Here is a 25891-nt window from a genome sequence, read left to right on the forward strand (position 1 = left end):
GGGTCAGCGCAGATACGCCCGTTGCACGCAGGCTCGTCGATCGATGGCTTGCCTGAGCCGCTCCTTGTGATCAGCCCAGACCTTGGGGTCGACTTTGGTTGAACGCATCAGCTCCAGCATGGCTGCCTTGGCAGCCATGTACTCCGACCAGGCATCTGCGGACCTGAGTTTCAAAGACTCGCGCTCGGTCATTTCCATCCGTCGCAGAGCCAATTCCGGCTCATCGGTAATCACAGGACTCAAGGTCAACTGCACGCGATGCGGCGCAACAAACTCCTGGGTGTCCGCGACAATCTGCCTCGCCCGCTGAGCGCCCCACTTCAACGCCGTGCAGTAATGCTCCTCGGCGTGTCGGTCATGAAACTCCTCGCAAACCGCCCAACCATTGGTGCCGTAGACGCCTATAAACACCTGGACAACCCCTTCATGGCTGACACGCGTCTGCACCTCGATGTGCAGCCCATTGCTGAGTACCTCTTCATGCGTATGAAGGGGTAATTGCGTGTTGGTCCATAACCAGAATTTTGCGCCTCTTCGCCGCATCGACGTCGCCCCATGAGTTGTGTCTGGAGTAAGGCACAGCAATGTCAGACTTTCCATGTAGATCGTCGGGTGGTTAGGCCGTAGAAAGAGCAACCGATAGCTGGAGCAAAACCACTGGCACACTGGTGTTTTTTCGAGGACAAAAACAAAACCCCTACCTGCATACGCAGATAGGGGTTTCGGAATTTAATCTTGACGATGACCTACTCTCACATGGGGAAACCCCACACTACCATCGGCGATGCATCGTTTCACTGCTGAGTTCGGGATGGGATCAGGTGGTTCCAATGCTCTATGGTCGTCAAGAAATTCGGTAGCCAGGTCGTGGGCCTTTGCAGGTTCACGCTCCAGCGAATGGGTATGCGATAGATTTGTGTGTTTCGATTCGAACTTTCGACATGTATCGTCTTCACACACCGCAATCTGGTGCCCTTTCGCCTTTCAGCTCGAAGCATGCAAATTGCTTGGGTGTTATATGGTCAAGCCTCACGGGCAATTAGTATTGGTTAGCTCAACGCCTCACAGCGCTTACACACCCAACCTATCAACGTCGTAGTCTTCGACGGCCCTTCAGGGGACTCAAGGTCCCAGTGAGATCTCATCTTGAGGCTAGTTTCCCGCTTAGATGCTTTCAGCGGTTATCTATTCCGAACATAGCTACCCGGCAATGCCACTGGCGTGACAACCGGAACACCAGAGGTTCGTCCACTCCGGTCCTCTCGTACTAGGAGCAGCCCCTCTCAAATCTCAAACGTCCACGGCAGATAGGGACCGAACTGTCTCACGACGTTCTAAACCCAGCTCGCGTACCACTTTAAATGGCGAACAGCCATACCCTTGGGACCGGCTTCAGCCCCAGGATGTGATGAGCCGACATCGAGGTGCCAAACACCGCCGTCGATATGAACTCTTGGGCGGTATCAGCCTGTTATCCCCGGAGTACCTTTTATCCGTTGAGCGATGGCCCTTCCATACAGAACCACCGGATCACTAAGACCTACTTTCGTACCTGCTCGACGTGTCTGTCTCGCAGTCAAGCGCGCTTTTGCCTTTATACTCTACGACCGATTTCCGACCGGTCTGAGCGCACCTTCGTACTCCTCCGTTACTCTTTAGGAGGAGACCGCCCCAGTCAAACTACCCACCATACACTGTCCTCGATCCGGATAACGGACCTGAGTTAGAACCTCAAAGTTGCCAGGGTGGTATTTCAAGGTTGGCTCCACGCGAACTGGCGTCCACGCTTCAAAGCCTCCCACCTATCCTACACAAGCAAATTCAAAGTCCAGTGCAAAGCTATAGTAAAGGTTCACGGGGTCTTTCCGTCTAGCCGCGGATACACTGCATCTTCACAGCGATTTCAATTTCACTGAGTCTCGGGTGGAGACAGCGCCGCCATCGTTACGCCATTCGTGCAGGTCGGAACTTACCCGACAAGGAATTTCGCTACCTTAGGACCGTTATAGTTACGGCCGCCGTTTACCGGGGCTTCGATCAAGAGCTTCGCGTTAGCTAACCCCATCAATTAACCTTCCGGCACCGGGCAGGCGTCACACCCTATACGTCCACTTTCGTGTTTGCAGAGTGCTGTGTTTTTAATAAACAGTCGCAGCGGCCTGGTATCTTCGACCGGCATGGGCTTACGCAGTAAATGCTTCACCCTCACCGGCGCACCTTCTCCCGAAGTTACGGTGCCATTTTGCCTAGTTCCTTCACCCGAGTTCTCTCAAGCGCCTTGGTATTCTCTACCCAACCACCTGTGTCGGTTTGGGGTACGGTTCCTGGTTACCTGAAGCTTAGAAGCTTTTCTTGGAAGCATGGCATCAACCACTTCGTCACCCAAAGGGTAACTCGTCATCAGCTCTCGGCCTTGAAATCCCGGATTTACCTAAGATTCCAGCCTACCACCTTAAACTTGGACAACCAACGCCAAGCTGGCCTAGCCTTCTCCGTCCCTCCATCGCAATAACCAGAAGTACAGGAATATTAACCTGTTTTCCATCGACTACGCTTTTCAGCCTCGCCTTAGGGACCGACTAACCCTGCGTCGATTAACGTTGCGCAGGAAACCTTGGTCTTTCGGCGTGGGTGTTTTTCACACCCATTGTCGTTACTCATGTCAGCATTCGCACTTCTGATACCTCCAGCAAGCTTCTCAACTCACCTTCACAGGCTTACAGAACGCTCCTCTACCGCATCACCTAAGTGATACCCGTAGCTTCGGTGTATGGTTTGAGCCCCGTTACATCTTCCGCGCAGGCCGACTCGACTAGTGAGCTATTACGCTTTCTTTAAAGGGTGGCTGCTTCTAAGCCAACCTCCTAGCTGTCTAAGCCTTCCCACATCGTTTCCCACTTAACCATAACTTTGGGACCTTAGCTGACGGTCTGGGTTGTTTCCCTTTTCACGACGGACGTTAGCACCCGCCGTGTGTCTCCCATGCTCGGCACTTGTAGGTATTCGGAGTTTGCATCGGTTTGGTAAGTCGGGATGACCCCCTAGCCGAAACAGTGCTCTACCCCCTACAGTGATACATGAGGCGCTACCTAAATAGCTTTCGAGGAGAACCAGCTATCTCCGAGCTTGATTAGCCTTTCACTCCGATCCACAGGTCATCCGCTAACTTTTCAACGGTAGTCGGTTCGGTCCTCCAGTTAGTGTTACCCAACCTTCAACCTGCCCATGGATAGATCGCCCGGTTTCGGGTCTATTCCCAGCGACTAGACGCCCTATTAAGACTCGCTTTCGCTACGCCTCCCCTATTCGGTTAAGCTCGCCACTGAAAATAAGTCGCTGACCCATTATACAAAAGGTACGCAGTCACCCAACAAAGTGGGCTCCCACTGCTTGTACGCATACGGTTTCAGGATCTATTTCACTCCCCTCTCCGGGGTTCTTTTCGCCTTTCCCTCACGGTACTAGTTCACTATCGGTCAGTCAGTAGTATTTAGCCTTGGAGGATGGTCCCCCCATATTCAGACAAAGTTTCTCGTGCTCCGTCCTACTCGATTTCATGACTAAGAGATTTTCGCGTACAGGGCTATCACCCACTATGGCCGTACTTTCCAGAACGTTCCGCTAATCTCAAAGCCACTTAAGGGCTAGTCCCCGTTCGCTCGCCACTACTAAGGGAATCTCGGTTGATTTCTTTTCCTCAGGGTACTTAGATGTTTCAGTTCCCCTGGTTCGCCTCTTAAGCCTATGTATTCAGCTTAAGATAACCATCTTATGATGGCTGGGTTCCCCCATTCAGACATCTCCGGATCAAAGTCTGTTTGCCGACTCCCCGAAGCTTTTCGCAGGCTACCACGTCTTTCATCGCCTCTGACTGCCAAGGCATCCACCGTATGCGCTTCTTCACTTGACCATATAACCCCAAGCAATCTGGTTATACTGTGAAGACGACATTCGCCGAAAATTCGATTCTTGCTCCAAAGAGCAACTCACAAATTTTACCTTAGCCTGATCCGTTACCAGTGAAAGTAACGTCCAGTCTATCTTTCTATCACATACCCAAATTTTTAAAGAACGATCTAATCAAAGACTAGAAATCAATATTCACACCGGAATATTCATTTCTAAACTCTAACGACAACTGCCACCGTACTGGCTGGCTTCTCGTCTTCTTCAATGAATCAAGCAATTCGTGTGGGAACTTATGGAGCAGCTGATGTCGTCGATTAAGGAGGTGATCCAGCCGCAGGTTCCCCTACGGCTACCTTGTTACGACTTCACCCCAGTCATGAATCACACCGTGGTAACCGTCCTCCCGAAGGTTAGACTAGCTACTTCTGGTGCAACCCACTCCCATGGTGTGACGGGCGGTGTGTACAAGGCCCGGGAACGTATTCACCGCGACATTCTGATTCGCGATTACTAGCGATTCCGACTTCACGCAGTCGAGTTGCAGACTGCGATCCGGACTACGATCGGTTTTCTGGGATTAGCTCCACCTCGCGGCTTGGCAACCCTCTGTACCGACCATTGTAGCACGTGTGTAGCCCAGGCCGTAAGGGCCATGATGACTTGACGTCATCCCCACCTTCCTCCGGTTTGTCACCGGCAGTCTCCTTAGAGTGCCCACCTTAACGTGCTGGTAACTAAGGACAAGGGTTGCGCTCGTTACGGGACTTAACCCAACATCTCACGACACGAGCTGACGACAGCCATGCAGCACCTGTCTCAATGTTCCCGAAGGCACCAATCCATCTCTGGAAAGTTCATTGGATGTCAAGGCCTGGTAAGGTTCTTCGCGTTGCTTCGAATTAAACCACATGCTCCACCGCTTGTGCGGGCCCCCGTCAATTCATTTGAGTTTTAACCTTGCGGCCGTACTCCCCAGGCGGTCAACTTAATGCGTTAGCTGCGCCACTAAGAGCTCAAGGCTCCCAACGGCTAGTTGACATCGTTTACGGCGTGGACTACCAGGGTATCTAATCCTGTTTGCTCCCCACGCTTTCGCACCTCAGTGTCAGTATCAGTCCAGGTGGTCGCCTTCGCCACTGGTGTTCCTTCCTATATCTACGCATTTCACCGCTACACAGGAAATTCCACCACCCTCTACCATACTCTAGCTCGACAGTTTTGAATGCAGTTCCCAGGTTGAGCCCGGGGATTTCACATCCAACTTAACGAACCACCTACGCGCGCTTTACGCCCAGTAATTCCGATTAACGCTTGCACCCTCTGTATTACCGCGGCTGCTGGCACAGAGTTAGCCGGTGCTTATTCTGTCGGTAACGTCAAAACACTTACGTATTAGGTAAATGCCCTTCCTCCCAACTTAAAGTGCTTTACAATCCGAAGACCTTCTTCACACACGCGGCATGGCTGGATCAGGCTTTCGCCCATTGTCCAATATTCCCCACTGCTGCCTCCCGTAGGAGTCTGGACCGTGTCTCAGTTCCAGTGTGACTGATCATCCTCTCAGACCAGTTACGGATCGTCGCCTTGGTGAGCCATTACCTCACCAACTAGCTAATCCGACCTAGGCTCATCTGATAGCGCAAGGCCCGAAGGTCCCCTGCTTTCTCCCGTAGGACGTATGCGGTATTAGCGTCCGTTTCCGAGCGTTATCCCCCACTACCAGGCAGATTCCTAGGCATTACTCACCCGTCCGCCGCTCGCCACCAGGTACAAGTACCCGTGCTGCCGCTCGACTTGCATGTGTTAGGCCTGCCGCCAGCGTTCAATCTGAGCCATGATCAAACTCTTCAGTTCAAACATCTTTGGGTTTTTAAGAAACCCTAAACTTGGCTCAGCAATCGTTGGTTACATCTTTGATTTCTCGCGGAGTAACTTGTGATGCTGATAATCTTGTTGACTATCAGTCTGACTCCACAAGCACCCACACGAATTGCTTGATTCAGTTGTTAAAGAGCGGCTGGTTAAGATCTTTCGTCTCAACCGAGGTGCGCACTGTACAGCACACATCCTCAAGTAGCAACCTTAAAAGCTCATGATTTTTTAATCAAATCAATTACTTACGACTAAAAGCAACATCAAGCTGCTCGTTAGCGGGAGGCGAATAGTACAGGATTAAATTACTCGGTCAACCCCCACCCAAATTTTTTTATCAAATAGCTTGAGGCGTCGCCGTGACAACATCCAAGGCATGGTGCCAACGTTCAGGCGCCCTCCCTTTCCAGATCCAGAACAACCATTCAAGAGCATCTAAATAGAACAGCACCGCTCGCCGGTAAACGCAATTATGGTCAGAGCGAACCCATCAGCGCATTCATCCCCCTCCTTGATATGACAGAACGGTCATGAAAAAGCCCCGCCAGATATTAATCCAAGCGGGGCTTTTTATGTTCAAGCAATCCGTTCGTCCTTTCCTGCCCTCCATGAGGGTCTAGCAGAGGGATCTCATGAATGCCTGGAGACTTTCAATTATTGGTGTCCCAGGGCAGGTTCGAACTGCCAACCTTCCCCTTAGGAGGGGGATGCTCTATCCAATTGAGCTACTGAGACACAGATCGACCAGCACGGCGTGATGGACGGCGTGCATGTTAACGGGCAAGCCTGCTTTTGTCATGTCGTCCATTGGGCTTTTTAAGTGTAGGCAGACGCCTCCCAGGAACGTGGCTTTATTTACCGTGCAAATTGCATCACCGCTAAAGGCCATCATTGCAAAATGCAATGCATCGATCCTGAGGAAATTCTTTAAATCCTTGTTTTTAAAGAATTTAATTACCATTAGACTGTTGGCATGCGGGCTGCTTTAACCGTTCCTAGAAGAACAATGGAGGCCAGCCTCATGAACAGCACCCTTTTACTCTCGAACGCAATCGCTCTGGCGATTCTGCTGGGCTTTCATTTTGCCCCCGAAAGCGGTGGCGAGCCGGTTGCTCAACGGATACCTCATTACCTTCAGGTGCAAAGAACACCTCAATTGGCGGCAATGAGCGATCAGCGCAGCTTTATCAGCCAAGACGTGCGCCAGGAAGACATTCTGCTACCGGCTAAATCTTCAGAACGTTTGGTATTTTGAATCACCCCATCGGGAGCATCGCATGTCCAAATCAGCCGCAGGTTTTTTCATCCTCGCCTTACTGAGCGGCATTCTTCATCTGTCAGTGGTCCAGGATACAGGCGTCACCCTGCCTCTGATCGCCTGCGGCGTGTTCGGCGCGCTGTTTGTACTGGCGCTGATTGCCGGGCGCAAGATCAAGTTCGATCCGGTACTGCGTTGATCCTCAACAGGTCCAGAAAATTGGCAAATGTAGTGGACAATTCACCTGAATTGTCGAGTCGATGGATCTGTGTGTCGCCGATTGAATCCTCTGCCGCAAATACCCCATTGCGATGCAGCCTCGCTTCAATTTCAGCAAAACTTTCGCGACCACGGCGCAGCAGACGCTCTCGCAAGACTTCATCCTTGACCGTCAAAAGAGTCGGCAATAGCGTTGGATACCGATGCAGCGCCTCAATCAAATGGCCGCGCGAACCGTTGACCAAGACATTCCGACCATCATTGAGCCATTGATCTATTTCGATCGGAATACCGTACTCCAAGCCATTGGCGCTCCAGCACAACGCGAAGTCGCCCTCGACCCGGCGCTTCTCGAACTCTTCCCGGGAAACGCCTATTGCATCCTCGCCAACTGATTCGGCCGACCGCGTGATGACCCGACGGACCACTTCACAACCGAGCATCTGCAACGGCTTTCGAGCGGCTTCGATAAGGCTGTCCTTGCCGGACCCAGACGGCCCCATCAAGTAAATCAGCCTGCCATCCATCTTGAAATCACCTCCCACTGCATGTCTTCCCCTAGTAAATCGGCCAATTGCCACTATCCTGTACTAGTAAGGAACACTGATCGAATCTGCACAGCATGCACCTTCAGGCGTCTCAGAACATCACCTGTCGGGCAAAAGGAGGCGGTCAGTAATACGGACCACGGCAATCTTTTCAAACCAGTCCGCATTTCTGATGATTGGTGCTGGCATAACGCCTTTATCCAGTTCAATATTTGTCACAGAATTGACGCCAATGAACTGGCTACTTTGAGGCATGATGCGAGCCTCTATCAATTCAGGTTGAACATTTGGCCAGAGCGCTTGTCCTAAGAGACATCCTGCGGCCAATCCCGAGAACCGCTCCCCTGAACTAACCGGTTAAATATATGCGCCCATTGAAACAGGCAATTTATTCCAGCCGTACGGCTGACAAGTTCGTCGTACGTCTGCCAGACGGAATGCGTGAACGCATTGCCGAGGTGGCTCGCAATCATCATCGCAGCATGAACTCCGAAATCATCGCGCGCCTCGAGCAGAGCCTTATTCAGGAAGGCGCGCTGGGCGAAGAATTGAGCATGCGTTTGGACAGCCCGGAGCTGTCACTGCACGAACGCGAACTGCTGCAACGCTTCCGTCAACTCTCCCACCGTCAGCAGAACGCTCTTGTTTCGCTGATTGCGCATGATGCCGAATTGGCCGCAGACGCTTCCTGATTTCATCCGAAAGTTCAAGCCAGCTTAATCGCTGGCTTTTTTTTGCCTGAAATACGAGCATAAAAAAACCCGCCGATTGGCGGGTTTTTAATGTCGATAAGTCAGAGCAGGAAGATCGTCGCCAATCCGAGAAAGATGAAGAACCCACCACTGTCTGTCATGGCAGTGATCATCACACTGGCGCCCATCGCAGGATCGCGCCCAAGCCGCGCCAGGGTCATGGGAATCAAAACTCCCATCAACGCCGCAAGCAGCAGGTTTAGCGTCATGGCAGCAGTCATCACCACCCCCAGCGACCAACTGCCATACAGCAGATAAGCGACGACACCGATCACACCACCCCAGACCAGGCCATTGATCAGACCTACCGCCAATTCCTTGCGCATCAGGCGCGAAGTATTACCGGTGCTGACCTGATCCAGCGCCATCGCCCGAACGATCATGGTGATCGTCTGGTTACCCGAGTTGCCACCGATACCCGCCACGATCGGCATCAGTGCCGCCAGCGCCACCAGTTTCTCGATGGAGCCTTCGAAAAGACCGATCACCCGGGATGCAATGAATGCCGTGATCAGGTTAACTGCCAGCCAGGCCCAACGGTTACGCAGGGATTTCCAGACTGACGCAAAAATATCTTCCTCTTCGCGCAGACCCGCCATGTTGAGAACTTCGTTTTCGCTCTCTTCACGAATCAGGTCGACCATTTCATCGATGGTCAGACGGCCGATCAGCTTGCCGTTCTTGTCGACTACAGGCGCCGAGATCAAGTCGTAACGCTCGAACGCCTGAGCAGCGTCATAGGCGTCTTCGTCCGGGTGAAAACTCACCGGGTCACTGGCCATGACTTCAGAGACCTGCTTTTCCGGGTCGTTAACCAGCAAGCGCTTGATCGGCAATACGCCCTTGAGTACGCCGTCGTAATCGACCACAAACAGTTTGTCGGTGTGGCCGGGCAACTCTTTGAGGCGCCGCAGGTAACGCAAAACCACTTCGAGGCTGACATCCTCACGGATCGTCACCATCTCGAAGTCCATCAATGCACCGACCTGATCCTCGTCGTAAGACAACGCAGAGCGGACGCGCTCACGCTGCTGACCATCGAGGGTTTCCATCAGTTCGTGGACGACATCTCGCGGCAGCTCGGAGGCCAGGTCAGCAAGTTCGTCGGCATCCATGTCCTTGGCCGCAGCCAGGAGCTCGTGATCGTCCATGTCGGCGATCAGCGTTTCACGAACCGAATCGGATACTTCGAGCAGAATGTCGCCGTCGCGATCGGCCTTGACCAATTGCCAGAGCGTCAGACGATCGTCCAGCGGCAAGGCTTCAAGGATGTAGGCGACGTCGGCGGAGTGCAGATCATCGAGCTTGCGTTGCAACTCGACGAGGTTTTGCCGGTGAACCAGGTTCTCGACCCGGTCGTGATGCGGACCTTCCTGGCGGTGAGTCAGGTCTTCGACCACCCGCTGACGCTGCAGCAGCTCAACAACTTGAGCGAGGCGGTCCTGCAAGCTTTCCTGCGTTTTCTTTACTTCAACTTCAGACATAGGCGAACTCCACTCCCAGCAGCGGGGCACGCCGGAAGGATCAATCAGTCAATTCATGATTGGAAAAACGGGTTACTGAGTAACTACTGGGTAAGTCCATGGAGGTATTCCACAAGCCCCGGCGGGGCTGACGGGCGCAATGATACACCGCCCGACGGTTTTAAACGTTAAAAAATCGCGGCTGAAACAAGCGCTTGCAAGACAATCCTGAGCGCCGCCCTGATCCATGAAACTGCGACGACTCATCCTGAAAAGAAAACACACCACAGCCGAAAAATGTAACGACTACTCTTGGAATTGGACCGTCATGGAGGACGTTTAATGCCATCGAATGCACATTACTTCCTGTTGATCACTCTGCTCTGCCCTTCGCCCTGGGTGCTTGCGACAACCGTTCACCGCTGCGAGGCTGCTGATGGGCGCATCACCTTCACCACGCTGAGCTGTACCACCGGAGACAGCCTTTCGCTTCAGGACGTGCGCACCTTCACACCGGGCAGCACAACCGCTCTCATGCCGGAAGCCGGAATTCGCGAAACATCAGGTACGAAAATCAAAAGGAGAGATCCGACCGTCGTCGGCATGACCGAGGACAAATGTGGAAACCTCATCAGCGCCAAAGAACGCCGCAAAGCGATCATCAATCAACGGATTGTCGCCGGCATGAGTCAGCAGGATGTCGAGAGCGCCCTTGGCAAGCCAGACAAGATCAGTATTCGCAATTCGGCCACGAGCTACCGTTACGACACCCAGCGAGGTCGTAGCGCCCACATCGAGTTCGATGAGAAAGGATGCACCAAAGGAAAAGCCAAATCCCAGACGGCAAAAAGCCCGCGTTAAACGCGGGCTTTTTGGTGTTTGGTGCACTCGACAGGATTCGAACCTGTGACCGCTCGGTTCGTAGCCGAGTACTCTATCCAGCTGAGCTACGAGTGCATTTGTGTTTTTATACCAGATCACAACTGGTTGAAGCCAAGTCATTCACATTACTGCAGATGACTCTTAAATGGTGCACTCGACAGGATTCGAACCTGTGACCGCTCGGTTCGTAGCCGAGTACTCTATCCAGCTGAGCTACGAGTGCATTTGTTGCCGCGCATTATAGGCCGTCTAATCTCTATGTCAAACACTTTTTCTAGTAATTTCAAACACTTACCGAAGAAGCTAGATTACAACGTACTACGCAAATAATGGCGGAGAACGGGGGATTCGAACCCCCGACACCCTTTTGAGGTGTACTCCCTTAGCAGGGGAGCGCCTTCGGCCACTCGGCCAGCTCTCCGCAACACGGGGCGTATATTAACCAGCTTCTTCCCCGTTTGCAAACATAAAAAACGATAAAAATTAATGGCTTGGTTCTTCGTCCTTCTCTTTCTTTATACGCAGGTAAATTTCCTCACGGTGGACCGCAACCTCTTTCGGGGCGTTGACACCGATACGCACTTGATTTCCTTTGACGCCGAGCACGGTCACGGTGATTTCGCCATCACCAATAATCAGGCTTTCTGCGCACCGACGAGTCAGAATCAGCATACCTTTCTCCTCACGCATTTCATTTCAGGGACAACAGTCTGCAAAAAAAAGGCACTCGACCTACAACCGGAGCGATCGCAGCCCTACATGCCTGAGTATTGACCAGCGCGAGCAAAAGAACAGCCTCGGGTCGCGCCATTCAAAAAAACAAAGGGCGCGGTCAGACCGCGCCCTTCGGTTAACGCATCACTCGCCCTGTCGGGCCGGTGCGTCCAGTTCGAAAGCCGTGTGCAGAGCGCGCACAGCCAGTTCCAGGTACTTCTCTTCGATCACTACGGAGACTTTGATCTCCGAAGTCGAGATCATCTGGATGTTGATGCTTTCCTTGGCCAGGGATTCGAACATGCGGCTGGCCACGCCTGCGTGGGAGCGCATGCCGACACCGACGATCGACACCTTGGCAATCTTGATGTCGCCGACGACTTCGCGGGCACCGATCTCGCGAGCGGTGTTTTCCAGCACGGTTTGCGCCGCCTGGAAGTCATTGCGATGCACGGTGAAGGTGAAATCGGTGGTGTTATCGTGCGCAACGTTCTGCACGATCATGTCGACTTCGATGTTCGCGGCGCTGATCGGGCCGAGAATCTTGAATGCAACGCCCGGGGTGTCTGGCACGCCACGGATGGTCAGCTTGGCTTCATCGCGGTTGAAAGCGATGCCGGAAATGATCGGCTGTTCCATGGTTTCCTCTTCATCAATAGTAATGAGGGTGCCCGGACCCTCCTTGAAGCTGTGCAGTACGCGCAGCGGAACGTTGTACTTGCCGGCGAATTCCACCGCACGGATCTGCAACACCTTGGAACCGAGACTGGCCATTTCCAGCATCTCTTCGAAGGTAATCTTGTCCAGGCGCTGAGCCACGGACACCACACGCGGGTCGGTGGTGTAGACGCCGTCGACATCGGTGTAGATCTGGCATTCATCAGCCTTCAGGGCTGCTGCCAGCGCCACGCCGGTGGTGTCGGAACCGCCACGACCAAGAGTGGTGATGTTGCCGTGCTCGTCGACGCCCTGGAAACCGGCGACAACGACCACACGACCAGCCTTCAGATCGCCACGAATCTTCTGGTCATCAATCTGCAAGATACGCGCTTTATTGTGCGCACTGTCCGTCAGAATCCGCACCTGGTTGCCGGTGTAGGACACCGCTGGCACGCCGCGCTTGATCAGCGCCATGGCCAACAGTGCAATCGTCACCTGCTCACCGGTGGAGACGATCACATCCAGCTCACGAGGAACCGGCTGGCCATCGCCACTGATTTGCTTGGCCAGATCGATCAGACGGTTGGTTTCGCCGCTCATTGCAGACAGCACAATCACCAGGTCATCGCCGGCTTCGCGGAATTTCTTAACCTTGTCGGCGACCTGCTCGATTCTCTCGACAGTGCCGACCGAGGTGCCTCCAAATTTCTGTACGATCAAAGCCATTTCAAAGCCGCCTCTGCCCATGAAGGGCGCCCAAATAATCACTCAAACAGCGTTTCGGCCCGCCACTAGACTGCGGGCCGGACATACTGCCTTATAAACCCTGCTCTACAAATGGAACAGTCAGGGCCAATGCCGCATCCAGTGCGCCAGCGTCAGTACCACCACCTTGCGCCATGTCTGGACGACCACCGCCCTTCCCGCCCACTGCCGCAGCGGCTTGCTTCATCAAATCACCGGCTTTGAGTTGGCCAGTCAGGTCTTTGGTTACGCCTGCAACCAGAACGACCTTTTCCTCATGGACACTGCCGAGCAGGATCACTGCGCGGCCGAGTTTGTTTTTCAGTTGATCGACCAGCGCCAGCAGCGCCTTGCCATCCTGACCGTCCAGACGCACGGCCAGCACCTTCACGCCTTTGACATCCAGGGCAGAAGCCGACAGATCGTCGCCCGCTGCGCTGGCAGCCTTGGCCTGCAACTGCTCGAGCTGCTTCTCCAGCAGACGGTTGCGCTCCAGCACAGCCGACAGCTTGTCGATCAGGTTGTCGCGACTACCCTTGACCAGGTTGGCCGCTTCCTTGAGTTGTTCTTCAGCAGCGTTCAAGTATGCCAGCGCCGCGGCGCCAGTGACCGCTTCGATACGACGCACGCCGGAGGCCACACCGCCTTCGCTGATAATCTTCAACAGGCCGATGTCGCCAGTCCGGTTGGCGTGGATACCGCCACACAGCTCGACGGAGAAATCACCGCCCATGCTCAGTACGCGCACGCTGTCGCCGTATTTTTCGCCGAACAGCGCCATGGCGCCCTTCTGCTTGGCGGTTTCAATATCGGTTTCTTCGGTTTCAACTTCGGAGTTCTTGCGAATCTCGGCGTTGACGATGTCTTCCAGCGCCTTCAACTGCTCAGGCTTGATGGCTTCGAAGTGGCTGAAGTCAAAGCGCAGGCGCTGACTGTCGACCAACGAGCCTTTCTGCTGAACGTGATCGCCCAGCACCTGACGCAATGCGGCGTGCAGCAAGTGAGTGGCGGAGTGGTTCAGCGAAGTCGCGTGACGCACGTCGGCATCGACATGAGTCTCGACCGGAGCGCCAACGATCAGGCTGCCCGAATCCAGCACACCGTGGTGCAGGAACGCACCGCCGGTCTTGGTGGTGTCGCGCACGTCGAAACGCGCAGCGCCAGCCTGGAGGAAGCCGCAATCACCAATCTGACCACCAGATTCCGCATAGAACGGGGTCTGATTGAGAACGACCACGCCCTCTTCGCCTTCGCTCAGCACGTCAACCGATTGCCCGTCTTTATAGAGAGCAACGATTTTCGCGGAACCGCTGTGAGCGGTGTAACCGGTGAACTCAGTGGCCACATCAACCTTGACCAGGCTGTTGTAATCCATGCCGAAGGAGCTGGCGGAACGGGCACGGACGCGCTGGGCTTCCATTTCGCGCTCGAAGCCTTCTTCGTCGATGGTCAGGTTGCGTTCGCGAGCGATATCGCCGGTCAGGTCCATCGGGAAACCGTAGGTGTCGTAGAGTTTGAACACTACGTCGCCCGGAACCACGTCACCTTTGAGATCGGCCAGATCCTGCTCGAGGATTTTCAGGCCCTGCTCCAGGGTCTTGGCGAATTGCTCTTCTTCGGCTTTCAGGACGCGCTCGATATGCGCCTGTTGGGATTTCAGCTCAGGGAACGCTTCGCCCATCTCGGCGACCAGGGCAGCAACGATCTGATAGAAGAAGCTGCCCTTGGCGCCCAGCTTGTTGCCGTGTCGGCAGGCGCGACGAATGATCCGGCGCAGCACGTAGCCGCGGCCTTCGTTGGACGGCAGCACGCCGTCGGCAATCAGGAAACCGCACGAACGAATGTGGTCGGCGACGACTTTCAAGGAAGCCTGATTGTCGTTGGTGCAACCGATGGCCTTGGCCGATGCGCTCAGCAGGCTCTGGAACAGGTCGATTTCATAGTTCGAGTGAACGTGCTGCAGCACGGCACTGATCCGCTCCAGGCCCATACCGGTATCGACCGACGGTGCTGGTAGCGGGTGCAACACGCCATCGGCGGTGCGGTTGAACTGCATGAAAACGTTGTTCCAGATCTCGATGTAACGATCGCCGTCTTCTTCCGGCGAGCCCGGTGGGCCGCCCCAGATGTCGGCGCCGTGATCGTAGAAAATCTCGGTGCAAGGACCGCACGGGCCGGTATCGCCCATGGTCCAGAAGTTGTCGGACGCGTACGGCGCGCCTTTGTTGTCGCCGATACGAACCATGCGTTCAGCCGGAACGCCGATTTCCTTGGTCCAGATGTCGTAAGCCTCGTCATCGCTGGCGTAGACGGTGACCCAGAGCTTTTCTTTCGGCAGGTTCAGCCACTGGTCGGACGTCAGGAAGTTCCAGGCGTAGGTGATCGCATCGCGCTTGAAGTAATCACCGAAGCTGAAGTTACCCAGCATTTCGAAGAAGGTGTGGTGACGGGCGGTATAACCGACGTTTTCCAGGTCGTTGTGCTTGCCGCCGGCGCGCACGCATTTCTGGCTGCTGACCGCGCGGGTGTACGCGCGCTTTTCCTGGCCCAGGAAGCAGTCCTTGAACTGGTTCATCCCCGCGTTAGTGAACAGCAGGGTTGGGTCGTTGCCCGGAATCAAAGAGCTGGAGGCTACACGGGTGTGGCCTTGCTCTTCGAAGAAGCGAAGGAAGGCTTCACGGATTTCTGCGCTTTTCATTAGGTTCTTCCACGGAGGCTGCGGCCAAAGGCCTGTGCGAAACGTCAACAGACGAAGCGACGGCAAAGGGCCGCATTATATCGGCCCTGCGCGCGGGGTACAGCGTGTTTATACGATAGAAACGGTCAATTGGACCGCTAACGCTATCAGTTGCGCGAAAACTCGACGAATGTCGCGACGACCTGCTCGATTTGAGCGCGGCTGACGTCCATGTGCGTGACCATGCGCAGACGTCCGGCAGCGCTCAGCTTGATCCCGCGTTCGGCGGCAAACGCCTTGATGGCCTCGGCCTTGTTGCCCATCTGCACATAAACCATGTTGGTCTGCACCGGCTCGACCTCGTAACCCGCCGCTCTCAAGCCATCAGCCAGCAACTGTGCATTGGCATGGTCATCAGCCAGACGCTGAACATTGTTATCCAGCGCGTACAAACCTGCCGCCGCCAGTATCCCGGCCTGGCGCATGCCGCCGCCGACCATCTTGCGCAGGCGTCGCGCCTTGGCGATCAATTCGACCGAGCCGCACAGCACCGAACCGACCGGCGCGCCCAGGCCTTTGGACAGGCAGACCGAGACCGAATCGAAGTGCTGGGTAATTTCCCGGGCATCGACACCCAATTTGACCGCCGCGTTGTACAGCCGCGCGCCGTCCAGATGCAGTTGCAACCCATGCTCGTGAGTAAAGCTTCGAGCCCGCGCCAGATACTCCAACGGCAAAACCTTGCCCTGCATGGTGTTTTCCAGCGCCAGCAAACGGGTGCGGGCGAAGTGGAAGTCGTCCGGTTTGATCGCGGCCGCTACGTGGGCCAGGTCCAGCGAGCCGTCGGCCTGCACTTCCAGCGGTTGCGGCTGAATCGAACCGAGTACGGCCGCGCCGCCACCTTCGTACTTATAGGTGTGTGCCTGCTGACCGACGATGTATTCGTCACCGCGTTCGCAGTGGGCCATCAAGCCCAGCAGATTGCTCATGGTGCCCGTCGGGACAAACAGCGCCGCAGCAAAACCCAACCGTTTTGCCAGCTCGGCTTCCAGACGATTGACCGTCGGATCTTCGCCATAAACGTCGTCACCGGTGGCCGCGCTGGCCATCGCGTCGAGCATCCCGGCGGACGGTTGGGTGACGGTGTCGCTGCGAAGATCGATAACACTCATGAATCTGGCCTCGGTAAGCAGGGGAAAATCCCTTTCAAGTAGGAATTACTGCGGCCATGCCGACGAATAATCAACCCTTGGGTAGGAAAAGGCTTCCTGAACCGACGGAAAAGTCGATAGCAATCATCAGATAGCAGCAATGCACAGGTGAGAAATATGTGTTAAAAACGCTTCGCCGCCAAACAATCTGGCGGCAAAACGTTCTCAGGGCGGGGTGCAACTCCCCACCGGCGGTAATTGCGCGCAATGCGCATAGCCCGCGAGCGCTTGGCGACAGGCACGGCAATGGCTGTGATGGCGGCAAGGTCAGCAGACCCGGTGTGATCCCGGGGCCGACGGTCATAGTCCGGATGAAGAGAGAACGGGATTGGCGCCGCCTAGGCTCTATACCAAAGCGCCGTCCGCAGGCATTTGTGCCTGCGTGCCATTAAATCCCATTCGATTCATATGCCCTGTTTTTTACATAAACAGGAGTCAGAACATGCAACCCACCGCAATCGATAGCAAAAGCAAAAACCATCAGGGCGAGCGCGTTGCGTTCATCCAGGCCTGCTGGCACAAAGAAATCGTCGATCAGAGCCGTAAGGGCTTTGTGGCCGAAATGATTGCTCAGGGTTATCAGGAATCGGAGATCGATTTCTTCGAAGTCGGCGGCGCCTTTGAAATTCCGCTGCACGCCAAGCTGCTGGCCAAGTCCGGTCGTTATGCCGGCATCGTCGCCGCGGGTCTGGTCGTTGACGGCGGCATCTATCGCCACGAATTCGTCGCCCAGTCGGTGATCAGCGGCTTGATGCAAGTTCAGCTGGAAACCGAAGTGCCGGTGTTCTCCGTAGTTTTGACCCCGCACCACTTCCATACCGGCGAAGAACATCAGAAGTTTTTCTTCGAGCATTTCGTGCACAAAGGCCAGGAAGCGGCCAAGACATGCGCGGATACGCTGCACAAGATGCGCGCGTTGCGTCGTAGCGAGCCGCGTGCGGTAGCTGTCTAGTCTGATAATCGTTCCCACGCTCTGCGTGGGAATGCCTCAAGGGACGCTCCGCGTTCCAATGGGACGCAGAGCGTCCCGGGCTGCATTCCCACGCGGAGCGTGGGAATGATCAGTCAGGCGAGGTTTTCGTCGGTGGTCGGCACAACCAGGATGCCGGCACGCAGGCCGTTCTTGACCTTGGGGTTCGGGAAGATGATCCGGGCCCCCTCCTCCTCGATGACCCACCGGGTCTGGGCGATGTCTTCCGCCAGCAGGTAACCCACTTCCAACTCTGAAAAATTCTCGATGTCCGCTGGCAGGTTCAAGCGGAAGCTATCGCTGTGCTTGATGATTTCTCGCGCCACGCTAAACAACTGCAAACCGTCCAGCGCCTCTTCGGTCTGGGCCGGCTCGTTGCCTTCGATAATCTGTTTGAGGCGGGTTTCCAGCAGGTCGACGTTGACCCCGTCGTTCTGCCCGAATGGCCGCGCCTTGCCCAGTTCAAGGGTAAAAGCCTCAGCACCGAGTTTGTCGTAAGTGTAGGAGCTGAAAACGATGGAAGGCTTGTTTTGCAGCAGCACCGCTTCCATGCCGGCAGCGCGCAGACGCGCCAGTTCCAGGCGCGAATGCTGACGGCCTTCCTTCCAGGGATACAGCGCGAACTGTTCGATTTTCGAGCCACGAATGGCCGTGTGCAGGTCGTAGTGCAGACGGTTGCGATCCGGCAGGCTGAAGAAACTCGCCGCCAGCCGCTCCAGTTCACACGCGCGCAGGGCTTCGGAGCCGCTGCTTTGTTCGTGACGGCCGTTGAACAGCCGATTGACGTCCTGCTCGACGAAACGCTCGCCTTTGCGAATCGCTTCCGGGTTGCCGAACAGGAACAGAATACGTGCGCGGGGCTTGAGATCGCCGCGGGCAATATCGTGCAACAGGCGATCGAGCAACTCGATCGGCGCTGTTTCATTGCCATGGATGCCGGCCGACAGCAGCAGGTCCAGGCCGTTGTCGCGGGCTTCAGGTGGCCGGACTTCCAGCGCACCTTCGCTCAACCAGCGCATACGCACGCCTTCGACAGTCAGTTGAGTCTTCTCCGCCGGTTCGCGGCCGGCGAGGGTCAGTTCAAGTAATTTGCCGAGGGCGAGCATAGAGCGGTTTCCTTAGTGGTCGTGCTGGCAATCCGGGCCGTGCACGTGGTCTTCGTCACCGACTTCAGCCGGCTCCATTTCCAGTTGCAGACTTACCAGATTAGTCGCCAATGGGCGCAGCAGCAGGTTTGCGTATTCGGCGTCACCTTCTTCCACATCCACGCCGATCAGCAGTTGGCCGCGGCCGTCTTGCTGAATCCACAGCTCTTTGCCTTGCCACATGACCGCGACGCGGGTGCAGGAGGTTTCCAGTTGCGTGCCGTCGGTGTCTTCAAGGATCAGCTGCAGGGTATCGCTCATGTTTTTTACGCTCTCGACGTTCAATTGATCTGGAATGGATAAACCGCGCCCAGTTTAAGGATTTGCGTCAGTTCATCCAGTGCCGTCCGGCACTCAAGCAGCAATTGCGGGTCCGCGAGATCGTTTTCGGTCATGCGGTCGCGGTAGTGCTTGTCGACCCACTCGGTCAGCGTGCCGTACAACGGTGCCGTCATGATAACCCCTGGGTTGACGGCCGCCAGTTCGGTTTCGTTGAGCGCGACGCGCAGTCGCAGGCAAGCCGGGCCGCCGCCGTTCTGCATGCTTTGCTTCAAATCGAACACTTTCACTTCGCGGATCAGGCCACCGGAGCTGGTCAAACCTTGCAGGTACTGCCAGACACGCTCGTTGCCACGGCACTCTTCCGGCACGATCAACAGCATCGAGCCATCAGGACGCGACAGCAGTTGGCTATTGAACAGGTAGGAACGAACGGCGTCTTCCACGGTTACCGCGGAACGCGGTACGCAGACCGATTGAAATTTCCCACCGACTTTGGCGAGTTTGCTCTGCAATTCGGCCAGCATCTGCTCGGTGTCGAGGAACGCGTCCTCGTGATAGAACAGCACCTCGCCATTACCCACCGCGATCACATCGTTGTGGAATACGCCCTGATCGATCACCGAAGGGTTCTGCTGAGCGTAGACCACGCCGTCATCGCTCAAGCCGTGCAAGCGGGCAACCGCCTGGGAGGCTTCGAGGGTCTGGCGGGCCGGGTATTTCTGCGGTGCCGGGTAACGGGTGTCGAACGCGCTGCGACCGAACACGAAGAACTCGACGCCTGCTTCGCCGTATTCACGGCAGAAACGGGTGTGGTTGGCTGCGCCTTCGTCCCCGAACTGCGCCACGGCTGGCAATGCAGCGTGGTGCGCGAAGTGTTTCTGGTCAGCGAACATAGCCCCCAGCACGCGACTGGTGGTCGGGTGTTCGATGCTGCGGTGATATTTGCAGTTCAGGTTGGCCGCGGTGAAATGCACACGGCCATCCGCGGTGTCGGCGCTCGGGCTGACAGTGGCGGCGTTGGCCACCCACATGCTCGACGCCGAGCAACTGGCCACCAGCAACGGCATCGCATCTTTAGCCGCCTGTTCGATCACCTGAGCGTCGGTGCCGCTGAACCCCAATCGGCGCAGGGCTGCTACATCCGGGCGCTCCTGTGGTGCCAGCACGCCCTGTTGAAAGCCCATTTCCATCAGCGATTTCATCTTCGCCAGGCCTTGCAGCGCGGCTTCCTTCGGGTTCGAAGACTGCTGGCTGTTGCTCTGGGATGCGACGTTGCCGTAGGACAAACCGCCGTAGTTATGGGTCGGCCCCACTAGACCGTCAAAATTGACTTCATAGGATTTCATCAGCGAGGCTCCACGAGAATCTGTTGTTATGGCTTCAGTAACTATTCAGTAAGACCGCGGCGCGGCCATCGCCAGCAGGCTGGCGATGGGGCATCACGCCATTTTCACGCCAGGCGTAAGGGTCGCAGGCATTACCAGGCTCGGGGTTTCCAGCGAGGCGACCGGGTACGCGCAGTAATCTGCCGCGTAATAGGCGCTGGCGCGGTGGTTGCCCGAGGCGCCGACACCGCCGAATGGCGCGCTGCTCGCAGCACCGGTCAGCTGTTTGTTCCAGTTGACGATGCCCGCACGGCTTTCCAGCCAGAACTGCTGATAACGCGCTTCGGAGTCCGACAGCAGACCGGCCGCCAGGCCATAGTTGGTGTCGTTGGCTTCAACGATCGCCGCTTCAAAATCAGCGTAGCGGATCACTTGCAGCAGCGGACCGAACAGCTCTTCGTCCGGGCGATCGGCAACCGCCGTTACGTCCAGAATGCCCGGGGTCAGCAAGGCTGCCTGGGCCTGGGGCTGAGTCATTTCCAACAGCGCTACGGCGCCATTGGCCAGTAGATGTTCTTGCGCATCCATCAACGCTTTCGCAGCGCCGAGGGAAATCACCGAGCCCATGAACGGCGCCGGTTGCTGATCGAACGCACCGACTTCAATCGTCGAGCTGACCGCCACCAGACGCGCCAGCAGCGTATCGCCCCAGGCGCCTTGCGGCACCAGCAAGCGACGGGCACAGGTGCAACGCTGACCGGCGGAAATGAATGCCGACTGGATAATGGTGTAAACGGCGGCATCGAGGTCTGCGACCTGATCAACGACCAGCGGGTTGTTACCGCCCATTTCCAGGGCGAGGATCTTGTCCGGGCGACCGGCAAACTGCTGGTGCAGATGATTGCCCGTGCGGCTGGAACCAGTGAAGAACAAGCCGTCGATGCCCGGGTTCGCCGCCAGGGCGATACCGGTTTCACGGGCGCCTTGCAGCAGGTTCAGCACGCCTGCCGGCAGACCGGCTTCGATCCAGCACTTGACCGTCAGCTCAGCGACTTTCGGCGTCAGCTCGCTGGGTTTGAACAGCACGCTGTTACCGGCCAGCAGCGCCGGCACGATGTGACCGTTCGGCAGGTGACCAGGGAAGTTGTAAGGCCCGAACACCGCGACCACGCCGTGTGGTTTGTGGCGCAACACGGCGGTGGCGTCGCCCAGCGGGCCGCTCTTCTCGCCGGTACGTTCGCGGTAGCTCTGCACCGAGATCGCAATCTTGTTGACCATGCTGGTGACTTCGGTCGCGGCTTCCCACAACGGTTTGCCGGTTTCCTCACCGATGGTACGAGCCAGTTCGTCAGCATTGTTCTTCAGCGCGGCGGCAAAGGCCTCCAGCACGGCGATGCGTTCGTCCAGGGTACGACGGGCCCAGCTCGGGAATGCCTGGCGCGCGGCTTGCACGGCCGATTCAACCTGAGCAGTGGTGGCGCCTTCGCCGGCCCACAGCACCTGTTGGGTTACCGGGTTCAGCGACTGAAAGGCTTCACCCTGGCCGGCCAACCATTCACCTGCGATGTATAGCGAATTCATTATTTCGACTCCCTGGCAGCGGACAACGGAACGGCGCGCACTTGATCGCCGGCGTTGAGTTGAAGACGTTTGGCGGTCAGGGGATCGACCACCAGCGTACCGGCGGCGAAACGTGCAGGAGCAGCAGTGATCCGGCAGTCTTCGCGCTTGCGGTTATGAATCAGGAACGGAGTGGCGTCATCACCCGGCGTGCCGATGGCCAGCACCAGCGCCTGGCTGTCGCGAACTGCGCGGATCTTGCCGGTTTCGCACTCCACCGCAGGACCGGCGTCGAAGATGTCGACGTAGCCTTGATAGCTGAAACCTTCGCTTTTGAGCATGGCCAGCGCCGGCTCGGTGTCCGGATGGACCTGCCCGATCACGTTGCGCGCATCTTCCGAGAGGAAGCAGGTGTACAGCGGGAATTTCGGCATCAGTTCGGCGATGAACGCCTTGTTGCCCACGCCAGTCAGGTAGTCAGCCTGGCTGAATTCCATCTTGAAGAAGTGCCGACCCAGGCTTTCCCAGAACGGCGAACGCCCCGCTTCGTCGGACATGCCGCGCATCTCGGCGATGATCTTGTTGCCGAACAATTGCGGGAATTCGGCGATGAACAGCATCCGCGCCTTGGCCAGCATGCGACCGTTGAGGCCCGTGCGGTAGTCGGCGTGCAGGAACAGCGAGCACAGCTCGGAGTTACCGGTCAGGTCGTTGGCCAGGAACAGCGTCGGGATTTCGCGGTAGATGTTCAATTCTTGCGAAGCGCTGACGGTCAGGCCGACCCGGAAGTTGTACCAAGGCTCACGCAGGCCGACGGCGCCAGCGATGGCGGAAATACCCACCACTCGGCCGTCATCATCTTCGAGCACGAACAGGTAGTCCGCATCGCCCCGCCCGGCTTCGCCGCGAAAGGTCTTCTCGGCCCAACCGACCCGATGGGCCAGACGCTCTTCGTTGGCCGGCAAGGTGGTCAGGCCAGTGCCGGTGCTGCGGGCCAGGTCGATCAGAGCGGGTAAATCGCTGCTGCGTACGGGACGAACGATCATGCTATCTCCTCAAACGGGCCGCTTGCGCCACCCGTGAAACTCGCTGCTTTACTAAGCATTCTTCAAAGCAGGCGTTAAACCGCCACCAGGCGCACGCTGGCACCTTCACCGACGCCCAAGGCTTCGGCCGCTTCAAGATCCAGGGTCACGGGTTTGCCCGGCGCGTAATCGAGCTCAAGCAAAACGGCGCGATAATCCTGCAACTGGGCGTTGGCCACCAGGTACTGACGACCGACACCTTTGACCGGTTCGCCGATTTTCACCGGGACTACCCGGCTCTGGGCGATCGAACGGATCCCCGAGACACGGGCGTGCAAGGTCGGCCCGCCGTCGAAAATGTCGATGTAGTGATCGGTCTCGAAGCCTTCGCGCATCAGGATGTCGAAGGTGATCTGCGCCCGTGGGTGCACCTGGCCCATCGCCTCTTGAGCGGAGTCGGGCAGCAGCGGCACGTAGATCGGGTAATGCGGCATCAATTCGGCCAGGAACGTCCGGCTCTTCAGACCGCACAGACGCTCTGCTTCGGCGTAGTTGAGGTCGAAGAAGTTGCGACCGATGGCATCCCAGAACGGCGAATCGCCGTTTTCATCGCTGTAACCGACGATCTCGGTCACCACCGAATCGGCGAAGCGCTCCGGATGGCTGGCAACGAACAGCAAGCGACCCCGGGAGTTGAGTTCCGACCAGGCCGAACCCACCAGTTCCGGCAGTACGTAGAAACTGGTCAGCAAGCTGTTGCCGGTCAGGTCGTGGCACTGGGAGAGGACGTGGATCTTGTTATGAATCTTCAGCTCGCGAGAGGCGTGCACAAAGGTTTCATTACGGAAGCTGTAGAACGGCTCGGAATAACCGGCCGACGCAACGATGGCCGAGCAGCCCACCAGTTTGCCGGTGGCGGTGTCTTCGAGGACGAAGAAATAGCTCTCTTCACCGTTGAAACTCACTTCGGCGGCAAACGAGGCTTCGCTTGCCGCGATCTTGTCGCTCAGGCGTTCAACGTCATCCGGCAAGGAAGTGACACCAATCGGGCTGTCCGCAGCCAGACGCTGTACCTCGCCCAGATCAGCCATTTGCGCGGGGCGCATCACCAGCATGGTGTCACTCCTTTCTCGAAAATCTCTATGAGGAAAATAACCGGGAAGTCATTGCAGACACAGAGATCAGTGTGGGAGCGGGCTTGCTCGCGAAAGCGGTGCATCAGTCAACATCGTTGCTGTCTGACCCACCGCTTTCGCGAGCAAGCCCGCTCCCACATTTGATCCAGCCCGGTACAAAAATTTGGTTCGACGCCTGAAAATGTCAGGCGTCGAAGGGTCTATCAGGCTTGCGTCAGTTTCGCCGCGGCGCGCTCGAAACGGTCCAGACCGGCATCGATATCGGCGTCTTCAACCACCAGGCTTGGCGCGAAACGAACCACGTCCGGGCCGGCCTGCAGAATCATCAGGCCTTCTTTTTCAGCGGCGTTGAAGATGTCCTTGGCCTTGCCTTTCCAGGCATCGTTCAGCACGCAACCAATCAACAGGCCCATACCACGGACCTGGGTGAACAGGCCGTACTTCTCGCCGATCTGTTCCAGGCGCGCCTTGAACTTGTCGTGCTTGGCGTTGACGCCGGCCAGCACTTCAGGGGTGTTAACCACGTCGATCACGGCTTCCGCGACAGCGCACGCCAGCGGGTTGCCGCCGTAGGTGGTGCCGTGGGTGCCGACGACCAGGTGTTTGGCCAGGTCTTCGGTGGTCAGCATTGCCGCGATCGGGAAACCGCCGCCCAGGCTCTTGGCGGTGGTCAGGATGTCCGGAATCACGCCGTATTGCTGATAGGCGAACAGCTTGCCCGTGCGGCCCATACCGGTTTGCACTTCATCGAATACCAGCAGCGCTTTGTGCGCGTCGCACAGATCACGGGCACCTTGCAGGTACTTGAGTTCGGCCGGGATCACGCCGCTCTCGCCTTGAATCGGTTCGAGCACCACGGCACAAGTCTTGTCGGAAATGGCAGCTTTCAACGCGGCCAGATCGTTGTACGGCACATGGGTGATACCGGTGATCTTCGGACCGAAACCGTCGGAATACTTCGACTGACCGCCGACATTCACGGTGAACAGGGTACGACCGTGGAAGCTGTTGAGCGCAGCGATGATTTCGTACTTCTCGCTACCGAAACGATCGAAGCCGACGCGACGGGCCAGCTTGAAAGCGGCCTCGTTGGCTTCGGCGCCGGAGTTGCAGAAGAACGCGCGCTCGGCAAATGTGGCATTGATCAGCTTATGGGCCAGGCGCAAGGCCGGCTCATTGGTGAACACATTGGATACGTGCCACAGCTTGTTCGCCTGCTCGGTCAAGGCACCGACCAGCACCGGGTGCGCATGGCCCAATACGTTAACGGCAATCCCGCCGGCGAAGTCGATCAGCTCGCGGCCAGACTGGTCCCAGACGCGGGAACCGGCACCACGCACAGGGATGAATGCGGCAGGCGCGTAGTTGGGAACCATTACCTGGTCGAAATCGGCGCGTTGTACCGCAGCGTGCTCAACGGACATCGGAGTCTCCTGATGAGGAACACTCGCCTGAAACTGGCGAGCGATGAGGGGGATTGTAAGGACAGTTTTCAGCCCGGCCTTGCCGCCAAGCGACAACTTCTTATAGCGCAAACCC

20 protein-coding genes, 4 tRNA genes, 3 rRNA genes and 1 riboswitch are annotated in these 25891 nt (G+C 56.6%); of the genes, 5 read left to right on the plus strand and 22 right to left on the minus strand.

Translation table 11 applies throughout. The features are described from left to right. Positions 1 to 3 precede the first annotated feature (3 nt). From PFAS1_RS04195 to PFAS1_RS04215, 5 genes are all read right to left on the minus strand, one after another. Positions 4 to 543, minus strand: coding sequence for a hypothetical protein (locus PFAS1_RS04195; protein WP_076028307.1), 540 nt, complete (start codon positions 541 to 543; stop codon positions 4 to 6). Between the two features lie 190 nt (positions 544 to 733). Further along, positions 734 to 849, minus strand: a 5S ribosomal RNA gene (rrf, locus tag PFAS1_RS04200). Between the two features lie 169 nt (positions 850 to 1018). After that, positions 1019 to 3910: ribosomal RNA gene (locus tag PFAS1_RS04205) — 23S ribosomal RNA — on the minus strand. 314 nt (positions 3911 to 4224) lie between these two features. Then, positions 4225 to 5763, minus strand: a 16S ribosomal RNA gene (locus PFAS1_RS04210). The 16S, 23S and 5S rRNA genes sit together here, the layout of an rRNA operon. 676 nt (positions 5764 to 6439) lie before the next feature. Further along, a tRNA-Arg gene (locus tag PFAS1_RS04215) sits at positions 6440 to 6516 on the minus strand. A gap of 286 nt (positions 6517 to 6802) precedes the next feature. Between PFAS1_RS04215 and PFAS1_RS04225 the strand changes: the two genes are divergently transcribed. Both PFAS1_RS04225 and PFAS1_RS04230 read left to right on the plus strand, forming a co-directional pair. Next, positions 6803 to 7036: a hypothetical protein gene (locus PFAS1_RS04225; RefSeq protein WP_074879198.1), complete on the plus strand. Its 234-nt coding sequence runs from the start codon at positions 6803 to 6805 to the stop codon at positions 7034 to 7036. Positions 7037 to 7058: 22 nt separating this feature from the next. After that, positions 7059 to 7238 carry a PA3371 family protein gene (locus PFAS1_RS04230; protein WP_076028309.1) on the plus strand — a complete coding sequence of 60 codons (180 nt, stop codon included), beginning with the start codon at positions 7059 to 7061 and terminating at the stop codon, positions 7236 to 7238. On the opposite strand, the gene phnN is transcribed toward PFAS1_RS04230, so the two are convergent. Next, complete coding sequence (gene phnN / locus PFAS1_RS04235; protein ID WP_076028310.1) at positions 7213 to 7785, minus strand: phosphonate metabolism protein/1,5-bisphosphokinase (PRPP-forming) PhnN; 573 nt, start codon at positions 7783 to 7785, stop codon at positions 7213 to 7215. The two genes, PFAS1_RS04230 and phnN, sit on opposite strands and share 26 nt — an antisense overlap. A 120-nt stretch (positions 7786 to 7905) precedes the next feature. Next, positions 7906 to 8061 carry a hypothetical protein gene (locus PFAS1_RS29710; RefSeq protein ID WP_198044951.1) on the minus strand — a complete coding sequence of 52 codons (156 nt, stop codon included), beginning with the start codon at positions 8059 to 8061 and terminating at the stop codon, positions 7906 to 7908. 110 nt (positions 8062 to 8171) lie between these two features. On the opposite strand from PFAS1_RS29710, the gene PFAS1_RS04240 reads away from it, so the two are divergent. Then, positions 8172 to 8498, plus strand: a complete 327-nt coding sequence (locus tag PFAS1_RS04240) for an Arc family DNA-binding protein (RefSeq protein ID WP_028620557.1) — start codon at positions 8172 to 8174, stop codon at positions 8496 to 8498. A gap of 101 nt (positions 8499 to 8599) precedes the next feature. On the opposite strand, the gene mgtE is transcribed toward PFAS1_RS04240, so the two are convergent. Next, positions 8600 to 10042 carry a magnesium transporter gene (mgtE, locus tag PFAS1_RS04245; protein WP_076028311.1) on the minus strand — a complete coding sequence of 481 codons (1443 nt, stop codon included), beginning with the start codon at positions 10040 to 10042 and terminating at the stop codon, positions 8600 to 8602. A gap of 321 nt (positions 10043 to 10363) precedes the next feature. Between mgtE and PFAS1_RS04250 the strand changes: the two genes are divergently transcribed. Continuing rightward, complete coding sequence (locus PFAS1_RS04250; protein ID WP_076028312.1) at positions 10364 to 10882, plus strand: cell envelope protein SmpA; 519 nt, start codon at positions 10364 to 10366, stop codon at positions 10880 to 10882. A gap of 19 nt (positions 10883 to 10901) precedes the next feature. On the opposite strand, the gene PFAS1_RS04255 is transcribed toward PFAS1_RS04250, so the two are convergent. The 7 genes from PFAS1_RS04255 to ltaE all read right to left on the minus strand — a co-directional run bounded on the left by PFAS1_RS04255 (position 10902) and on the right by ltaE (position 16870). Further along, positions 10902 to 10978, minus strand: a tRNA-Arg gene (locus PFAS1_RS04255). Positions 10979 to 11049: 71 nt separating this feature from the next. Further along, positions 11050 to 11126, minus strand: a tRNA-Arg gene (locus tag PFAS1_RS04260). Positions 11127 to 11233: 107 nt separating this feature from the next. After that, positions 11234 to 11324: transfer RNA gene (locus PFAS1_RS04265), tRNA-Ser, on the minus strand. A 62-nt stretch (positions 11325 to 11386) separates the two neighbouring features. Continuing rightward, a complete protein-coding gene (csrA, locus tag PFAS1_RS04270; RefSeq protein ID WP_002554426.1) occupies positions 11387 to 11575 on the minus strand; it encodes a carbon storage regulator CsrA in 189 nt (62 codons plus the stop codon). A gap of 186 nt (positions 11576 to 11761) precedes the next feature. Next, positions 11762 to 13003 carry an aspartate kinase gene (locus tag PFAS1_RS04275; protein ID WP_074879205.1) on the minus strand — a complete coding sequence of 414 codons (1242 nt, stop codon included), beginning with the start codon at positions 13001 to 13003 and terminating at the stop codon, positions 11762 to 11764. A gap of 91 nt (positions 13004 to 13094) precedes the next feature. Beyond that, positions 13095 to 15719 carry an alanine--tRNA ligase gene (alaS, locus tag PFAS1_RS04280; protein ID WP_076028313.1) on the minus strand — a complete coding sequence of 875 codons (2625 nt, stop codon included), beginning with the start codon at positions 15717 to 15719 and terminating at the stop codon, positions 13095 to 13097. Positions 15720 to 15865: 146 nt separating this feature from the next. Beyond that, entirely contained in the window at positions 15866 to 16870 is a 1005-nt protein-coding gene (ltaE, locus tag PFAS1_RS04285) for a low-specificity L-threonine aldolase (RefSeq protein ID WP_076028314.1), read from the minus strand. A 196-nt stretch (positions 16871 to 17066) separates the two neighbouring features. Continuing rightward, positions 17067 to 17237: riboswitch (FMN riboswitch) on the plus strand. Positions 17238 to 17351: 114 nt separating this feature from the next. Between ltaE and PFAS1_RS04290 the strand changes: the two genes are divergently transcribed. Next, on the plus strand, positions 17352 to 17861 hold the full coding sequence (locus PFAS1_RS04290) for a 6,7-dimethyl-8-ribityllumazine synthase (RefSeq protein WP_076028315.1): 510 nt from the start codon (positions 17352 to 17354) through the stop codon (positions 17859 to 17861). Positions 17862 to 17974: 113 nt separating this feature from the next. Here the strand turns inward: PFAS1_RS04290 and astE are convergent, their stop codons facing one another. The 7 genes from astE to PFAS1_RS04325 form a co-directional block, all read right to left on the minus strand. Continuing rightward, the gene (astE, locus tag PFAS1_RS04295; RefSeq protein ID WP_076028316.1) at positions 17975 to 18985 is read right to left on the minus strand and encodes a succinylglutamate desuccinylase; all 1011 of its coding nucleotides are present in this window, start codon (positions 18983 to 18985) and stop codon (positions 17975 to 17977) included. A gap of 12 nt (positions 18986 to 18997) precedes the next feature. Continuing rightward, complete coding sequence (locus tag PFAS1_RS04300) at positions 18998 to 19285, minus strand: topoisomerase II (RefSeq protein ID WP_074879212.1); 288 nt, start codon at positions 19283 to 19285, stop codon at positions 18998 to 19000. 20 nt (positions 19286 to 19305) lie between these two features. Further along, entirely contained in the window at positions 19306 to 20652 is a 1347-nt protein-coding gene (astB, locus tag PFAS1_RS04305; protein WP_076028317.1) for an N-succinylarginine dihydrolase, read from the minus strand. A gap of 93 nt (positions 20653 to 20745) precedes the next feature. Further along, the gene (astD, locus tag PFAS1_RS04310) at positions 20746 to 22215 is read right to left on the minus strand and encodes a succinylglutamate-semialdehyde dehydrogenase (protein WP_198044970.1); all 1470 of its coding nucleotides are present in this window, start codon (positions 22213 to 22215) and stop codon (positions 20746 to 20748) included. Then, positions 22212 to 23237, minus strand: coding sequence for an arginine N-succinyltransferase (astA, locus tag PFAS1_RS04315; protein ID WP_008154313.1), 1026 nt, complete (start codon positions 23235 to 23237; stop codon positions 22212 to 22214). The genes astD and astA overlap by 4 nt, the downstream gene beginning before the upstream one ends. 74 nt (positions 23238 to 23311) lie before the next feature. Continuing rightward, on the minus strand, positions 23312 to 24331 hold the full coding sequence (gene aruF, locus PFAS1_RS04320) for an arginine/ornithine succinyltransferase subunit alpha (RefSeq protein WP_074879219.1): 1020 nt from the start codon (positions 24329 to 24331) through the stop codon (positions 23312 to 23314). A 224-nt stretch (positions 24332 to 24555) separates the two neighbouring features. Next, positions 24556 to 25776 carry an aspartate aminotransferase family protein gene (locus PFAS1_RS04325; protein WP_076028319.1) on the minus strand — a complete coding sequence of 407 codons (1221 nt, stop codon included), beginning with the start codon at positions 25774 to 25776 and terminating at the stop codon, positions 24556 to 24558. Positions 25777 to 25891: the final 115 nt, after the last annotated feature.

The sequence above is a fragment of the Pseudomonas frederiksbergensis genome, from assembly GCF_001952935.1.
In the GTDB taxonomy this organism is placed as follows: Bacteria; Pseudomonadota; Gammaproteobacteria; order Pseudomonadales; family Pseudomonadaceae; genus Aquipseudomonas; species Aquipseudomonas frederiksbergensis.

Coding starts and splice junctions, on each gene's coding strand:
- astA (WP_008154313.1), bottom strand. CDS start 23,237: ATGATCGTTCGTCCCGTACGCAGCAGCGATTTACCCGCTCTGATCGAC.
- PFAS1_RS04195 (WP_076028307.1), bottom strand. CDS start 543: ATGCGGCGAAGAGGCGCAAAATTCTGGTTATGGACCAACACGCAATTA.
- astE (WP_076028316.1), bottom strand. CDS start 18,985: ATGCTCGCCCTCGGCAAATTACTTGAACTGACCCTCGCCGGCCGCGAA.
- PFAS1_RS04225 (WP_074879198.1), top strand. CDS start 6,803: ATGAACAGCACCCTTTTACTCTCGAACGCAATCGCTCTGGCGATTCTG.
- aruF (WP_074879219.1), bottom strand. CDS start 24,331: ATGCTGGTGATGCGCCCCGCGCAAATGGCTGATCTGGGCGAGGTACAG.
- csrA (WP_002554426.1), bottom strand. CDS start 11,575: ATGCTGATTCTGACTCGTCGGTGCGCAGAAAGCCTGATTATTGGTGAT.
- PFAS1_RS04250 (WP_076028312.1), top strand. CDS start 10,364: ATGCCATCGAATGCACATTACTTCCTGTTGATCACTCTGCTCTGCCCT.
- PFAS1_RS29710 (WP_198044951.1), bottom strand. CDS start 8,061: ATGCCTCAAAGTAGCCAGTTCATTGGCGTCAATTCTGTGACAAATATT.
- PFAS1_RS04275 (WP_074879205.1), bottom strand. CDS start 13,003: ATGGCTTTGATCGTACAGAAATTTGGAGGCACCTCGGTCGGCACTGTC.
- alaS (WP_076028313.1), bottom strand. CDS start 15,719: ATGAAAAGCGCAGAAATCCGTGAAGCCTTCCTTCGCTTCTTCGAAGAG.
- phnN (WP_076028310.1), bottom strand. CDS start 7,785: ATGGATGGCAGGCTGATTTACTTGATGGGGCCGTCTGGGTCCGGCAAG.
- mgtE (WP_076028311.1), bottom strand. CDS start 10,042: ATGTCTGAAGTTGAAGTAAAGAAAACGCAGGAAAGCTTGCAGGACCGC.
- ltaE (WP_076028314.1), bottom strand. CDS start 16,870: ATGAGTGTTATCGATCTTCGCAGCGACACCGTCACCCAACCGTCCGCC.
- PFAS1_RS04230 (WP_076028309.1), top strand. CDS start 7,059: ATGTCCAAATCAGCCGCAGGTTTTTTCATCCTCGCCTTACTGAGCGGC.
- PFAS1_RS04240 (WP_028620557.1), top strand. CDS start 8,172: ATGCGCCCATTGAAACAGGCAATTTATTCCAGCCGTACGGCTGACAAG.
- PFAS1_RS04300 (WP_074879212.1), bottom strand. CDS start 19,285: ATGAGCGATACCCTGCAGCTGATCCTTGAAGACACCGACGGCACGCAA.
- PFAS1_RS04325 (WP_076028319.1), bottom strand. CDS start 25,776: ATGTCCGTTGAGCACGCTGCGGTACAACGCGCCGATTTCGACCAGGTA.
- astB (WP_076028317.1), bottom strand. CDS start 20,652: ATGAAATCCTATGAAGTCAATTTTGACGGTCTAGTGGGGCCGACCCAT.
- PFAS1_RS04290 (WP_076028315.1), top strand. CDS start 17,352: ATGCAACCCACCGCAATCGATAGCAAAAGCAAAAACCATCAGGGCGAG.